Origin of the sequence: Leucobacter chromiiresistens (assembly GCF_900102345.1) — a bacterium.
GTDB lineage: Bacteria > Actinomycetota > Actinomycetes > Actinomycetales > Microbacteriaceae > Leucobacter > Leucobacter chromiiresistens.
The window spans coordinates 2,647,250-2,661,230 of sequence record NZ_FNKB01000001.1; the positions used below are offsets into that span (position 1 = coordinate 2,647,250).

Annotated in this window: 11 protein-coding genes; 4 read left to right on the plus strand and 7 right to left on the minus strand. The window is 72.4% G+C overall.

Translation table 11 applies throughout. The features are described 5' to 3' along the window. Nucleotides 1-26: 26 nt before the first annotated feature. The 4 genes from dprA to BLT44_RS12130 all read right to left on the minus strand — a co-directional run bounded on the left by dprA (nt 27) and on the right by BLT44_RS12130 (nt 3,753). The gene (dprA, locus tag BLT44_RS12115) at nt 27-1,304 is read right to left on the minus strand and encodes a DNA-processing protein DprA (protein ID WP_231291545.1); all 1,278 of its coding nucleotides are present in this window, start codon (nt 1,302-1,304) and stop codon (nt 27-29) included. After that, entirely contained in the window at nt 1,301-2,857 is a 1,557-nt protein-coding gene (locus BLT44_RS12120; RefSeq protein WP_010156795.1) for a YifB family Mg chelatase-like AAA ATPase, read from the minus strand. Before BLT44_RS12120 ends, dprA begins: the two co-directional genes overlap by 4 nt. After that, on the minus strand, nt 2,854-3,267 hold the full coding sequence (locus BLT44_RS12125) for a YraN family protein (RefSeq protein WP_010156794.1): 414 nt from the start codon (nt 3,265-3,267) through the stop codon (nt 2,854-2,856). Before BLT44_RS12125 ends, BLT44_RS12120 begins: the two co-directional genes overlap by 4 nt. A 162-nt stretch (nt 3,268-3,429) precedes the next feature. Further along, a complete protein-coding gene (locus BLT44_RS12130; RefSeq protein WP_010156792.1) occupies nt 3,430-3,753 on the minus strand; it encodes a DUF2469 domain-containing protein in 324 nt (107 codons plus the stop codon). A gap of 108 nt (nt 3,754-3,861) precedes the next feature. Here BLT44_RS12130 and BLT44_RS12135 point away from each other — a divergent pair, with 108 nt between their 5' ends. From BLT44_RS12135 to BLT44_RS12150, 4 genes are read left to right on the plus strand one after another with little or no spacing between them, the layout of a single operon-like run. After that, nucleotides 3,862-4,512, plus strand: coding sequence for a hypothetical protein (locus BLT44_RS12135; protein ID WP_010156791.1), 651 nt, complete (start codon nt 3,862-3,864; stop codon nt 4,510-4,512). Further along, nucleotides 4,509-6,101: a DNA polymerase Y family protein gene (locus BLT44_RS12140; protein WP_010156790.1), complete on the plus strand. Its 1,593-nt coding sequence runs from the start codon at nt 4,509-4,511 to the stop codon at nt 6,099-6,101. Before BLT44_RS12135 ends, BLT44_RS12140 begins: the two co-directional genes overlap by 4 nt. Nucleotides 6,102-6,158: 57 nt before the next feature. Then, a complete protein-coding gene (locus BLT44_RS12145) occupies nt 6,159-9,596 on the plus strand; it encodes an error-prone DNA polymerase (protein WP_010156789.1) in 3,438 nt (1,145 codons plus the stop codon). Nucleotides 9,597-9,642: 46 nt separating this feature from the next. Then, nucleotides 9,643-10,959: a nicotinate phosphoribosyltransferase gene (locus BLT44_RS12150; RefSeq protein ID WP_010156788.1), complete on the plus strand. Its 1,317-nt coding sequence runs from the start codon at nt 9,643-9,645 to the stop codon at nt 10,957-10,959. A gap of 10 nt (nt 10,960-10,969) precedes the next feature. Here BLT44_RS12150 and BLT44_RS12155 read toward each other — a convergent pair whose 3' ends face one another. The 3 genes from BLT44_RS12155 to BLT44_RS12165 are packed head-to-tail and all read right to left on the minus strand — an operon-like array spanning nt 10,970 to nt 13,904. Continuing rightward, complete coding sequence (locus BLT44_RS12155; protein ID WP_010156787.1) at nt 10,970-11,242, minus strand: DUF3039 domain-containing protein; 273 nt, start codon at nt 11,240-11,242, stop codon at nt 10,970-10,972. Nucleotides 11,243-11,271: 29 nt separating this feature from the next. Beyond that, nucleotides 11,272-12,843 carry a hypothetical protein gene (locus BLT44_RS12160; RefSeq protein WP_010156786.1) on the minus strand — a complete coding sequence of 524 codons (1,572 nt, stop codon included), beginning with the start codon at nt 12,841-12,843 and terminating at the stop codon, nt 11,272-11,274. Then, nucleotides 12,813-13,904: an ABC transporter ATP-binding protein gene (locus BLT44_RS12165; protein WP_010156785.1), complete on the minus strand. Its 1,092-nt coding sequence runs from the start codon at nt 13,902-13,904 to the stop codon at nt 12,813-12,815. The genes BLT44_RS12160 and BLT44_RS12165 overlap by 31 nt, the downstream gene beginning before the upstream one ends. Nucleotides 13,905-13,981: the final 77 nt, after the last annotated feature.

Consider the following 13,981-nt stretch of genomic DNA (forward strand, 5'->3'; position numbering starts at 1 on the left):
GGTGCCCCGCTCCGGGGGGTGCGCACTCATGCGCGTCGCACCAGACGCCAGTGCGCACGGCCTGAAGCGGCATGCGCAGCCACGGCGAACCCCAGCAGCTCCAACTCCGCGAGCACCGCTCGAGTCTCGCTGACGTCGAGGCCTGCGGCGAGCGCGACGTCTTCGGCGCTCCGGCTGCCGCGCAGCGGGAGCGCGTCCAGCACTCGGAGGTGCGCTGCGGACTGCCGGGTCGAGAGCTCGTTCACGAGCTGGCCGCTCGCACTCTCGACCCTCAGGAATTCTCGGAGCTCCTCAGCGTTCGAGACGAGCGTCGCCCCGTATTCGCGGATGAGGCGATGGCAGCCGGCTGACGCAGCGCTCGTGACGGGTCCGGGAACGGCCCCCAGATCGCGCCCCAGCTCTGCGGCGTGGCCCGCCGTGTTGAGCGATCCCGACCGCGTGCCCGCCTCCGTCACGAGGGCCGCCGAGGCGAGGGCCGCGATCGAGCGGTTGCGCTGCAGGAAGCGCCACCGCGTCGGCGCGGCCCCCGGCACCATCTCCGAGCACACCACCCCGTCCGCTGCGATGCGATCGAGCAGCTGCGCGTGCGCAGCGGGATACGCACGGTCGGCGCCCCCGGCGAGCACCGCGATGGTCACGGCACCTGCGGCGAGCGCCGTTCGGTGCGCCACCGCATCGATCCCGTAGGCGGCCCCCGAGACGATCGAGACCCCCGCGGAAGCCGCCGAGTCGACCAGGTCGGCGGTCACGCTCGCACCGTATCCCGTGCAGGCACGCGCGCCGACGACGGCGAGCCCGGCGCGCGCGAGCGTGCTCGCGTCGCCCCGCACCCAGAGCAGCTGCGGAGCATGCACGCCGAGATCGTTCAGCGACGCCGGCCACTCCGGCGATTCCGGGGTGACGACCCGAAGGCCCGCCGCAGTCGCTCGCGACAGGTCGCCGCCCGTGGCCGCGCGGTCGAGTCGTGGGAGCCAGCGCGAGATCGCCGCGCTGAGAGCCCGCCGGGTCACGTCGATCCCCGCCGATTGCGCGGCCTCGGAGAGTCGCCGCACCGCATCGGCGTCTGCGAGCATCTCCAGTGCCGGCACCGCGCCCAGCGCCTCGATGAGCGCACCGGCCACCGCATCGCCGGGCTCGATGAGCCGGCACCAGACGATTCGGGCGAGCACCGCATCCACCGCGGTCGACTCCTCCGACCGGTTTCGATGCGAGGTGCCGTTCGTGCCTCCGGCATCGGGGGCGAGCTGCCCGATCGCCGCGCGCTCCCCCGCATCGGCGCGCACGCGAAGTCGATGCTCGCTCACGCCGGATCACCCCCGCGCAGCGCCAGCGCCCGGGCGACCTCCGCACGCCGCGGCCGCTCCGCGCCGGCGAGGTCGCTCACCGTCCACGCCACGCGCAGCACCCGGTCGTAGCCGCGCAGCGTCAGCGCGCCTCGGGCCAGCGCGTGATCGAGCACCGCCGTATCGGCGCGGGGAAGCCGCAGGTCGCGGCTGCGTAACCAGCTTCCGGGTACTTCCGCGTTGACGGACCAGGGCATGCCCGCCCACCGCTCCGCGGCGCGAGCACGGGCCTCGACCACGCGTGCGCGCAGCTGGTCGCTGGTGGGGCGGCGCTCGTGCGGATCGTCGAGCAGCACCTTCGAGACGCGGTGCAGCGTCAATCGCAGGTCGATGCGATCCGCGAGAGGGCCGGAGATGCGCTGCCGGTACCCCACTCTGACCCGAGGGGTGCAGGTGCAGCTCGCGACCGTATCGGGCGAGCCCGCGTTGCCGCACGGGCAGGGATTCGCGGCCAGCACGAGCTGCACCCGAGCCGGGAGCACCGTGCGGATGCGCGAGCGGTGGATCTCGATCCTCCCCGTCTCGAGCGGCTGCCGCAGCGCATCGAGCACGGACCGCGGGAACTCGGGCGCCTCATCGAGGAAGAGCACGCCGTGGCATGCGCGCGTGATCGCGCCCGGCCGCACTTCGATCCCCTGGCCGCCCCCGATGATGGATGCCGCCGACGCGGTGTGATGCGGGCTCTCGAACGGCGGTCGACGCACGAGTCGCAGCAGCGGAGAGCCCCCGAGAGAGGCGATGCTGCTGACCTCGAGCGCCGCGTCGTCGTCGAGCTCGGGGAGCAGGGTCGGCAGACGCGTCGCCAGCAGCGTCTTGCCGGCGCCCGGGGGCCCGAGCAGCGACACGTGATGCCGGCCTGCGGCGGCGATCACCATGGCCTCGACCGCCTCCGGTTGCCCCACCACGTCGGAGATGTCGATTCCCGAGCCGGGAGCGCCGGATTCGGCCGCGGGTTCGGCCGCGGTCTCCGTGGACACGACGCGCCCCCGGTCTCGCTCGCCGCGGTACCAGGCGACGGCGCTCGCGAGATCGGGCACTGCGACGACTTCGATGCCCGGCACCAGCGCGGCCTCCGCCGCGCACGACTCGGGCACCATCACTCGGGGGAAGCCCTGGTTCCGCGCCGCCGCCACCGAGGAGAGCAGCCCGGCCGGCCGGCGCAGCGCCCCGTCGAGCGCCAGCTCCCCCAGATGGGCGACCTCCGCCAGAGCCGATGCGGGGAGGTGCCCGGAGGCGGCGAGCGCGGCGAGCGCGATCGCGAGGTCGAACCCCGACCCGTGCTTGGGAAGGGAAGCCGGCGCGAGGTTCACGGTGATGAATCGGTCGGAGAGCGGCAGTCCGCTCTGCGCGGTCGCCGTGCGCACGCGCAGCTTCGCCTCGGCGAGTGACGCGTCGGGCAGACCGATGATCGCGATTCCCGGGAGCTGCTGCGAGATCGCGGATTCGACCATCACGGGGGTGCCCTGAAGCCCGGTGAGGGCGATCGACGCCGCTCGGCACACGACCCCGCTCATGCGATCCCCCGCAGGTGGTCGATGCTCGGCTCCGCCCCCGAGCGGAGGATGATGGCGATCGCATCGACGCGGAGACCGGTGGCGGATCGCGCGTGCGCCCGCACCCAGTCCAGGAGCAGCCGACGCAGCCGCGCCGCCTTCCGCGCGGTGATGGCTTCGAGCGGGCTGCCGTAGCCGCTGCCGCTGCGGGTCTTCACCTCCACCGCGACGACGACGCCGCGGTCGGCCACGACGAGGTCGAGCTCACCGTAGCGGTTTCGCCAGTTCCGGTCGAGGACGCGGCACCCGAGCCCTTCGATGTACGCCGCCGCGATCGTCTCGCCCTGCGCCCCGAGCGTGCGATTGCGGGGCGGGGCTCCGCTGGGGGCGCCCCGCCCCGTACCGCTCGTGCGTCCTGCCGTGCGCTCCATGATGCACCTCCTGGCATCCCAGCATGGGCGGGACGGGGAGGGCGCGCGGCGGCGGTGCGCCATGATGTGGAGAAGTTGCCGGTTCCCCAGCAACGTCGAAGGTGTGAGCGACGCCGCCGGGCACGGGCCCGAACGCCGGCGCCGACAGCGCCGGCGCGGGCGCTACTCGTCGAGCGCGAGCTCCTGCGGCAGCGAGAACTCGCGGGCCGACAGCTCCTCGACGTTGACGTCCTTGAACGTGAGCACGCGGACGGACTTCACGAAGCGATCCGCCCGATAGACGTCCCACACCCACACATCGGTCATGGAGAGCTCGAAGTAGAAATCGCTTCCCGCGTCCTGCCGGGTGAGCTCGACATCGTTCGCGAGATAGAAGCGCCGCTCGGTCTCGACGACGTAACGGAATTGACTCGCGATATCGCGGTACTCGCGAAACAGCGACAGTTCGGCTTCGCGCTCGTAATCGTCTAGCTCGTCCTCGTTCATCCCGTCCATCCTACGCCGTTCGCGCGGCGCGATTCGAGCGCCGTTCGCGCGCGACGCGCCAGCGGTCGCGGGATTGACTTATTCGAACATATGTTCGAATATACCTGCATGAATTCCCTCGCGACCGTCCGCTCGCTCCAGCAGCGCATCTCCGAGATGCAGCCGGTGCGCCTCGACGCCCGCGTGCTCCCGACGCCCGAGGGATTGCGGCCGCTCCTCCCCGGCGGCGCGCTGCGCATGGGGGCGAGCTACGCCGTGCAGGGGTCGCGGCAGCTGGCTCTCGCGCTGCTCGCCGAGGCATCGGCGTCCGGCGCCTGGTGCGGCGTGATCGGCGACGCATCGTTCGGGGCGGAGGCCGCCGCAGCACTCGGCATCGCGCTCGAGCGCTGCGTCGTGATCCCGCATCCGGGCGAGGACGCGCTGGGCCTCACGGGGGCGCTCGCCGAGATCCTCACCGTGCTGCTCCTGGCCTCGCCGTCTCCGCCGAGCCCCGGCGAGGCGGAGCGCATCTCCGCTCGTCTGCGGGAGCACGACGCCGCGCTGGTGGTGGCCGGCGAGTGGCCGCGCCCCGAGTCCACGCTGCACGTCACGGGGTCGCGCTGGGATGGTCTGGGGCGCGGCCACGGCCTGCTCGCGAATCGCGAACTGGTGGTGCAATCGCAGGATCGCCTCGGTGCGAGGAGGCACACCGTGCGCTTTGCGGACGGAGCCGTCGTCGCCCCCGATACCGCCCCGGTCAGGCGCTTGGGGGCACGATGATCGCAGAACGCACGCTCGTAGTCTGGGTGCCCGATTGGCCCGTGCACGCGCTGCTGCGCGATGACGGAGCCGACGGCCTCTCCCCCGATGCGCCCCTGGCGCTCATCGCGAATCACCTCGTCGTCGCGTGCTCGCCCGCCGCCCGCCGCGAGGGCGTGCGCACCGGCATCCGCGAACGCGAGGCTCAGACGCGCTGCCCGGAGCTCGCCGTGTACCCGCACGACCCCGAGACCGACGATCGGAGGTTCGCACCCGTCGCGGCAGCCCTCGAACAGCTCGTGCCCGGCGTCGAGGTGGTGCGCGCGGGCCTCTGCGCCATGCGGGCGCGCGGCCCGTCGCGCTACTACGACGGAGAGGCCCCCGCCGGGGAGGCGGTGCTTCGGCTCGCGGCGGAGTTGGGCCTGCCGGATGCGCGCGTGGGCATCGCCGACGGGCGGTTCGCCGCCGAGCAGGCGGCCCGCGCCGCGTCGACCGACCTCGGCGTCTCCGCACCGCTCGAGGGGCTGCGCATCGTCGAACCCGGCGGGTCCCCCGCGTTCCTCTCCCCGCTACCGGTCTCCCGCGCCGTGGACGCCGGCCTCGCAGAGACCCTGCAGGGGCTCGGCATCCGCACCCTCGGGGCGCTGGCGGCCCTCCCCGAAGATGCGGTTCGGCAGCGTTTCGGCCCGCAGGGGCTGACCGCGCATCGGCGGGCGACGGCGTTCGGCGCCGGCCCCGGCGCCGAAGTGCGCCCGCGGCAGCCGGTGCGCGAGCTGTCGGTGGAGCTGTCGTTCGACACCCCCATCGACGCGGCCGACCAGTTGGCGTTCGCGTGCAGCGCGCTCGCGGAGCGGTTCATCGGGGGCCTCACCGAAGATCGCCTGGTGTGCACCGCACTGCGCATCGAGCTCACCGATGATGTCGGCGCGCGGCACGAGCGCGAATGGGCGCACCCGAGGCACTTCACCGCGGCCGACACCGTCGGCCGCATCCGCTGGCAGGCCGCTTCGGCGACGCGGGAGACCGAGCGCGGCGGAGCGGGGGTCACGAACGTGCGCATCACCCCGGTGCACACCGATCACGCCGCATCGCACGAACCCGGCCTGTGGAGCACGGAACCCGACGAGCGCGTGCACCACCACCTCAGTCGCGCGCAGAGCCGTCTCGGGCACACGGGCGTCGGAACGGTCGCGCTCGCGGGCGGTCGCCTGCTCGCCGATCGGCAGCGATTCGTGCCGTGGAGCACCACGCGCGTCGAGCGCGCCACCGCGCGCGCATCGGCCTCCGGGCCGTGGCCCGGCGCGCTCACCGGCCCGGCGCCCAGCCAGGTGTTCCCCGAACCGATCCCCGCCGTGCTGCTGGGCGCCTCCGGCTCCCCGGTCGGGATCGATGCCGATGATCTGCTGACCGAGGATCCCGCTCAGCTGCTCGTTGCCGCGACCCGGTTCGACGCCCCCGTCGCGGCGTGGTCGCCGCCCTGGGCCGTGCGGGAGCGATGGTGGGAGGGGGCTCCCGCGCGCTTCCGCCTGCAGGTGCAGCTGGCCGACGGCGACGCCTGGTTGCTGATCTTCCGCACCGGCGCCTGGGCCGCCGAGGGGAGATACGACTGACGCACCGCATCGCCCCGCCCATTCCATTCCCCCGTTCGCCCGCTCATTGGAGGCCGCATGCGCTGGAGCAACTCCTCGCTCTCGTGGAACGAGTTCGAACGCCGCCTCTCGGGCCGCGCCCCCGAGGGCTCGGGCGCCGATGAGCGCGCACGCGCTGCGACCGAGGATCGCGGCGCCCCGCCCCCCGCACCCCCGGGGCCGGTCGTTCCCTACGCAGAGCTCCACGCCCACTCGCACTTCAGCTTTCTCGACGGGGCCTCCTCCCCCGAGCATCTCATCGCCGAGGCCTCCCGCCTGCAGCTCGCCGGCATCGCCCTCACCGACCACGACGGCTTCTACGGCGCGGCGGCATTCGCCGACGCCGCAGACGCGCACGTGCGGCGCTCGCCCGAGATGGCCCTCCTCACCGTGTACGGCGCCGAGCTCTCCCTCGGCCTCGACGCGCCCCAGTTGGGAGCCGCCGACCCCATGGGCGCCCACCTGCTCGTCCTCGCCCGCGGCGCGAGCGGATATCACCGGCTCGCGGCGGCCATCACCGAGGCGCAGCTCGGCGGCGGAGAGAAGGGACGGCCGGTCTACGATCTCGAAGCCCTCGCAGCTGCGGGCGGGGGCGAATGGGCGATCCTGACCGGCTGCCGCAAGGGCTCCGTGCGCCGCGCACTCGACAGTGCCTCGACCCGCTCAGCGGGCGACGCGCAGGCGCTCGTCGAGCTCGACCGGTTGACCGCGCTCTTCGGCCGCGACAACGTGCACGTCGAGCTCAGCCATCACGGGCATCCGGGAGACGATCCGCGCAACGACCGCCTCGCCGAGCTGGCAGCCGCACGCGGCCTGCCGACGATCGCGACCGGCAACGTGCACTACGCGACCGCCGCCGATGCGCCGCTCGCCGAATCGATGGCGGCGGTGCGGGCCCGGCGCAGCCTTGCGGAACTCGATCCGCACCTGCCGGCCTCCGGTGCCGCGCACCTGCGCAGCGGTTCCGCGATGCTGCGGCGCTTCGCACGGCACCCCGACGCCATCGCCCGCACGGTGCCGCTCGCCGAGGAGCTCGCATTCCCGTTGCGCGCCGCCCGCCCCCGCTTGCCACGACTCGACGTGCCCGAGGGGCACACGCAGATGAGCTGGTTGCGCGCACTCGTCTGGGAGGGCGCCGAGCGGCGCTACGGCATCGCGCTGCCCGACGGTCACCGCACACGCATCGAGCGGGAGCTGGAGGTGATCGAGCAGAAGAACTTCCCCGGCTACTTCCTGATCGTGCACGACCTCGTGCGCGAGGCGCGCAACCGGGAGATCCTCTGCCAGGGGCGCGGGTCGGCGGCGAACTCCGCCGTCTGCTTCGTGCTCGGCATCACGTCGGTGGATTCGATCTTCTACGACCTCCCGTTCGAGCGCTTCCTCTCGAGCCTCCGCGACGAGGAGCCCGACATCGACGTGGATTTCGACTCCGAGCGGCGCGAGGAGATCATCCAGTACGTCTACGAGCGCTACGGGCGGCGCAATGCGGCGCAGGTCGCCAACGTCATCACCTACCAGCCGAAGGCGTCGATCCGCGATGCGGCGAAAGCGCTCGGCTACAGCGCGGGGCAGCAGCGCGCGTGGACGCGCGCCCTCGAGCGCCGACGCACCATCGAGGAGGATCCGGAGAGCCCGATCCCGATGTCCGTGCAGCGGCTGGCGCAGGCCTTCCAGACGGCGCCGCGCCACCTCGGCATCCACTCGGGCGGCATGGTGCTCACGGAGCGCCCAGTGGGAGAGGTCTGCCCCATCGAGCACGCGCGCATGGAGCACCGCACCGTGCTGCAATGGGACAAGGAGGGCTGCGAGACGATGGGGCTCGTGAAGTTCGACATGCTCGGGCTCGGCATCCTCAGCGCACTGCGGCACACCTTCGACATCATCGCGCAGTCGACCGGCGAGCGGTGGACCTTCGACACCGTGCCGAAGGAGGAGGGCGGGGTGTACGACATGCTCTGCAGGGCCGATGCCATCGGCGTCTTCCAGGTCGAGAGCCGCGCCCAGCTCAACACGCTCCCCCGCCTGCTGCCCCGCAAGTTCTACGACCTCGTCATCGAGATCGCGCTGATCAGACCCGGCCCCATTCAGGGCGGCGCGGTGCACCCGTACCTGCGGCGCAAGAACGGGCAGGAGGACGTGGTCTACCCGCACCCGAAGCTCGTGCCGGTGCTGGAGCGCACGCTCGGGGTGCCCCTCTTCCAGGAGCAGCTCATGCAGATGGCGATGACCGTCGGCGGGTGCAGCGGTGAAGACGCGGATCTGCTGCGCCGCTCCATGGGTTCGAAGCGCGGCCAGGAGCGCATCGACAGCCTCAAGGCCAAGCTCTTCGAGGGCATGGCCGCGAACGGCATCACGGGCGACGAGGCGACTCGCATGTACGAGCAGATCGAGGCGTTCGCCGGCTTCGGGTTCGCCGAGAGCCACTCCATCAGCTTCGCGCTGATCGTGTACGTCAGCTCCTGGTGCAAGCTGCACTACCCGGGCGCGTTTCTCGCTGGCCTGCTGCGCGCGCAGCCCATGGGGTTCTACAACGCGCGCTCCCTCACGGAGGATGCGCGCCGGCACGGCGTCGAGGTGCGCCCGCCCGATGTGCAGCACTCCGCAGCGCTGTCGACCCTCGAGCCGCTCGCGCCCCGCGCGCACGGCACCGAAGAGGTCGAGGATCGCCGGCCGCCGACCGGCTCCGACGACTGCTTGGCCCCGCATCACCCCGCCCCCGGCCCATTCGTGCGGGACTCCCCCGACACGAGCGCGCTCCACCGACGAGACGGCGCCTTCGCGGTGCGGCTCGGCCTCACCGAGATCCGCGGGATCGAGCGCGACACCGCGGAGCGCATCGCACGCGCCCGCGCGGAGGCGCCGTTCGCAGATCTCGCCGACCTCGCACGGAGGGCCGATCTCGACCGCACCCGGCTGGAGGCGCTCGCCGCCTCCGGCGCCTGCGAGAGCCTGGGGCTCGACCGGCGGGAGGCGCTGTGGGCGGCCGCCCCCGCCTCCGACAACCGTGAGCGGTTCCTGCCCGGCATCGCGGTGCATGTGCAACCGCCGCTGCTCCCCGTGCTCAACACGGCGGAGCAGACCGCTCTCGATCTCTGGACGACCGGCGTCGCCACCGGCACGCATCCGCTCGCCCTCCTGCGCGACGGGCTCGACGCGCGCGGCGTCGTGCGCTCGGATCGCACGCGGCACACCCAGCCCGGATCGGTCGTCGAGGTGGCGGGCCTCGTCACGCACCGGCAGCGACCCGGCACTGCGAGCGGGATCACGTTCCTCACGCTCGAAGACGAGGCGGGCACCGTCAACATCGTGACGTGGGCGAAGGTCTGGACGCGCAACCGTCTCGTCGCCCGCGCCTCTCCCGCGCTCATCATCCGCGGCGTGCTCGAGCGCTCGCCCGAGGGCGTCGTCAACGTGATCGCGCAGACGTTCGAGCCGCTCGCGGCCCCCATCGGCGTGAATTCGCGCGATTTCCGGTGATTCAGTGGTGCGGCGCCGCTCCGCGACGACCGGCTAAGCTGACGGGGTGCATACCTCGACGGCGCTGCTCACCGACCACTACGAACTCACGATGGTCGATGCGGCGCTGCAAGCCGGCACCGCTCATCGTCGCAGCGTGTTCGAGATCTTCGCCCGACGGCTCTCGGGCGCCCGGCGCTACGGCGTCGTCGTGGGCACCGGCCGGCTCCTCGAAGCGATCGAGCGCTTCCGCTTCACCGATGCCGAGCTATCGTTCCTGCGCGAGCAGCGAGTCGTCAGCGATCGGACCCTCGACTGGCTCGCCGACTTCCGGTTCAGCGGTCACATCTGGGGGTATCCCGAGGGCGAGGTCTTCTTCCCCGGTTCGCCGCTGCTCACCGTCGAGTCCAGCTTCGCCGAGGGCGTGCTCCTCGAGACGCTCGCACTGAGCATCCTGAACGCCGACTCAGCGGTGGGTACCGCGGCGTCGCGGATGGTGCACGCCGCGGCGGGCAAGCCGCTCGCCGAGATGGGGTCGCGACGGACGGGCGAGTACAGCGCCGTCGCCGCGGCGCGGGCCGCCTACATCGCCGGATTCACCGCGACGTCGAATCTGGAGGCGGGTCGCAGTCACGGGATCCCCACGATGGGCACTGCTGCGCACAGCTTCACCCTGCTGCACGACACCGAGCGGGAGGCGTTCGCGGCTCAGGTCGCCGCGCTCGGCACCGACACGACGCTGCTCGTCGACACCTACGACATCGACCAGGGCGTGCGCACCGCGATCGACGTCGCGGGCGTCGATCTCGGCGCCGTGCGCATCGATTCAGGGGATCTTCCCGTCGTCGTGCGCCGCGTGCGGCACCTGCTCGACGAACTCGGCGCGACCCGCACCCGTATCACGGTGACGAACGACCTCGATGAGCACACCGTCGCGGCGCTCGCCGCGGCGCCCGTCGACAGCTTCGGCGTGGGAACGTCGGTGGTAGTGGGCTCGGGCACCCCCACGATGGGGATGGTCTACAAGCTCGTCGCCCACGAGGATGCGACGGGCGCCTGGGTGTCGGTCGCGAAGAAGTCGGCGGAGAAGGCGTCCGTCGGCGGCCGGAAGAGCGTTCGGCGCGCATTCGGCGCGGATGGCGCCGCCGCCAAGGAGCTCATTCTGCTCGGCGACGGGCCGGGCGGCGCACCGGAGGCGGACGATGCAGCGGGCCGCGAGGTGCTCGTGCCGCTCATCGTGGACGGCGCCGTGCAGCCCGGCTTCACCGGTCGCGACGGCATCGCCGCGGCGCGCGAACGGCACCGGGTGAGCGTCTCCGAGCTGCCGCTCGTCGCGATGAGCCTGACGCGGGGCGACCCGGCGATCCCGACCGAGTACCGCTGAACCGGGAGCGCTACTTGCGCATGCGCTCGTAGACCCGCTTGCAGTCGGGGCAGACGGGGAACTTCTCGGGATCGCGCGAGGGCGTCCACTTCTTGCCGCAGAGCGCGCGCACCGGCTTCCCGGTCATCGCCGACTCCATGATCTTGTCCTTGGGCACATAGTGCGAGAACCGCTCGTGGTCCCCATCCTCGATCTGCGAATCCTCGAGCAATTTCTCGAGTTCGCGATCGAGCACATCCGTGCCCCCTGCGGGTTCCGAATCGTTGCGCGTGAAGATGCCCATGCGCACAGTCTACTCCGCGCGCACGGGCCTCAATCGAAGACCTGGGTGACGGCGATGAGCTCGGGGCCGCTGCGGTCGAAGAGCCATCCGCCGACGAGCACGCCGAGCACCAGCACGACGAGCCCGTAGCCGATCCCGAAGCCGAGCGCCCACAGATTCGCGGCGAACTCCACGTCGACGACGGCCGCCACGGCGAACCATACCGGCGGCACGGCGAGCACCAGCGCGAGGATCATCGCGAGGGTCTGCGCGAGCCCCGAACCGTTGCCGGCACCCTGCGGCTGCACGAACGGACTGTCCCCGGGACGTGTGGCGGGGTACGGCGTCAGCACCGAGAAGATGCAGGAGACGGCGCACGCGACGAGGAGCACGCCGATGTTCATCCCGATGACCGCCGGGAGGATGCGCCAGTCGCCCACGATGGTGACCGTCACGCTCGATCCGATGACGGCGAGCGGCAGGCCGATCATGAGCACCGGCGCGAGGCGCCCGGCCCGGTCCGAGCGACCGCGGGTACCGCTCGCGACGTGCTCCCAGATCGCCGTAGAGTCCATGGCGATGTCGTTGTGCTGCGACCATCCGAGCAGCAGCAGCATGACGGGCAGCGGCACGAGCGCGAGCGCGGTGAGCGGTGCGCCGGCCACCCAGAACGCCAGCAGCATGAACACGGGGGCGAGCGGGATGGCGAACAGCGCGACGCGGTAACGCGGGTCGCGGGCCCAGTAGGTGAGCTGACGAGCTGCGATCACCTGAGCGGGGCGCGCGGAGAACCGCTCGAACCAGCCGAGCCCGCTGCGCGCCACGCCGGGCGACAGCGGGCGTTCGATGCGCTGGTTCGACGCGGCGACGGTCGGGAACCAGATCACGAGGAGCAGAGCGATCGCCCCCGCGACGATGGCGAGGAAGCCGCCTGCGGCGTCGAGGTCGCCCGCGGCGGCGGCCTGGACGGCGGCGAAGGGGGCCCCGAACGGCGTCCAAGCGAGCCGCTCCGCGACGCGGTCGGCCGTGTCGAAGCCGCCGGGCGCCATCACGGTTGCACCGGCGAAGACGGCGAGCGGCAGCGCGGCCACGACGAGCACGACCCCGGCGGTGCGGAGCGCCCCTGCGAAGCGCTGCCCCGCGAGCAGGCGCGACAGCAGCGACGTGACGCGCGCGCCCGTGACGGCGAGGAGCGCCGCCAGCGCGAACGCCAGAACGAGCACCCCGGGGGCGTCGTGCCACTCGGGGCGCGCGACGCCGAGCGTCGCGAGCCAGATGACGAGGAGGAAGCAGGGCCAGGTCACCACGGTCGACGCGAGCAGCGCGGCGGCAATCGCGCCGGACCTCGCTGGGTACTGCGCGAATTGGCGTGGCTCGAGCATGCGACGGTTCTCGAAGAAGGGCACCAGGAACGCACCGAGCAGGATCGCGGTGCCGATGATGAGATCGACCACCGACCGCTCGTGCGCGTCGTCCAGCAGCATGCGAGGCGCGATCGCGAGGAGCACCGCCGCGGCTGCGAGGAGCAGCAGGCGCAGCGCGGTGCGGAATGCCCGGCCGAACGAACCGCGGAAGCCGCCGCCGAGCAGCGCTACTCGGAGTCGGAAGAGCCGGAAAGCCACTCGAGTCCCTTCCTCGTCTCGCTCGCACCGGTGAGCTGCACGAAGCGCTCCTCCAGGCTCAGACCGTCGCGCACGGCGTCGACGGTGCCCTGGGCGATGACGCTGCCGTCGACGATGATCGACACGTGGTCGCAGACCCGCTGGATGAGGTCGAGGCTGTGGCTCGACATCACCACGCTGCCGCCGCCCGACACGTAGCGCTCGAGGATCTCGGTCACGTTGGAGGCCGAGACCGGATCGATGGCCTCGAACGGCTCGTCGAGCACCAGCACCTCGGGGGCGTGGATCATGGAGCAGGCGAGTGCGATCTTCTTCTGCATGCCGGCGGAGTAGTCGGAGACGAGCCGCCCGAGCGCCGATTCGAGGCCGAACGCCTCGGCGAGCTCGGCTGAGCGCGTGGCGACCGCCGCCTCGGGCACGCCGTGCAGCACACCGCTGTAGTACAGCAGCTGCGCGCCGGTGAGACGATCGAACAGCCGCAGTCGGTCGGGCAGCGTGCCGATGAGTCGCTTCGCCGCCGGGCCATCGGCCCAGACGTCGACCCCGCTCACCGTCACCCGGCCCGATGTGGGGCGCAGCAGCCCGCTGATCATGGAGAGCGTCGTGGTCTTCCCGGCGCCGTTCGGCCCGACGAACCCGGTGAACGACCCGGCGTGCACGTCGATCGACACGTCGCCGGCGGCGACGAGCGAGCCGTAGGTCTTCGTCAGCATCTCCGTGCGCAGCACGATCGGGTTCTGCTCGGCGATGCGCCCGCGCTCGCGGGCGCGCACCACCGAGGGCACCGGCACCTCGATGCGGCCGGTGCGGGGCGTCCGCGGCGCACTCCGGGTGGAGGTCGCTTCGCCGGACGGGGCAGCGGTCTCGTCCGCGGTCGGCTCCGGCACGGGCGCAGTCGGGGGCGCTTCGGCGGGGGCGGAGGGCTGCGCGGGCGCCGTCCCTGCGGGTTCCGCAGGTCGAGCGGGCACCGGCTGCCCGCCGGCCGTGCGGCTCGGACGCAGGCGCGATCCCGCCCCCGTTCCGCTCGACATCTCGCCGATCACCGTCGCTTCACTCGGCATCGACCCCCTCTGGGGTTCGGGCTCGGGCAGGGCAGACGAGGTCACGGGCGGCACGGCTACTAATTTAGCAAAGGTTC

Bases quoted from the DNA above. Each gene is read 5' to 3' on its own strand.
- BLT44_RS12125 (WP_010156794.1), bottom strand. From the start codon at position 3,267: ATGGAGCGCACGGCAGGACGCACGAGCGGTACGGGGCGGGGCGCCCCC.
- BLT44_RS12165 (WP_010156785.1), bottom strand. From the start codon at position 13,904: ATGCCGAGTGAAGCGACGGTGATCGGCGAGATGTCGAGCGGAACGGGG.
- BLT44_RS12135 (WP_010156791.1), top strand. From the start codon at position 3,862: ATGAATTCCCTCGCGACCGTCCGCTCGCTCCAGCAGCGCATCTCCGAG.
- BLT44_RS12120 (WP_010156795.1), bottom strand. From the start codon at position 2,857: ATGAGCGGGGTCGTGTGCCGAGCGGCGTCGATCGCCCTCACCGGGCTT.
- BLT44_RS12155 (WP_010156787.1), bottom strand. From the start codon at position 11,242: ATGGGCATCTTCACGCGCAACGATTCGGAACCCGCAGGGGGCACGGAT.
- BLT44_RS12130 (WP_010156792.1), bottom strand. From the start codon at position 3,753: ATGAACGAGGACGAGCTAGACGATTACGAGCGCGAAGCCGAACTGTCG.
- BLT44_RS12145 (WP_010156789.1), top strand. From the start codon at position 6,159: ATGCGCTGGAGCAACTCCTCGCTCTCGTGGAACGAGTTCGAACGCCGC.
- BLT44_RS12140 (WP_010156790.1), top strand. From the start codon at position 4,509: ATGATCGCAGAACGCACGCTCGTAGTCTGGGTGCCCGATTGGCCCGTG.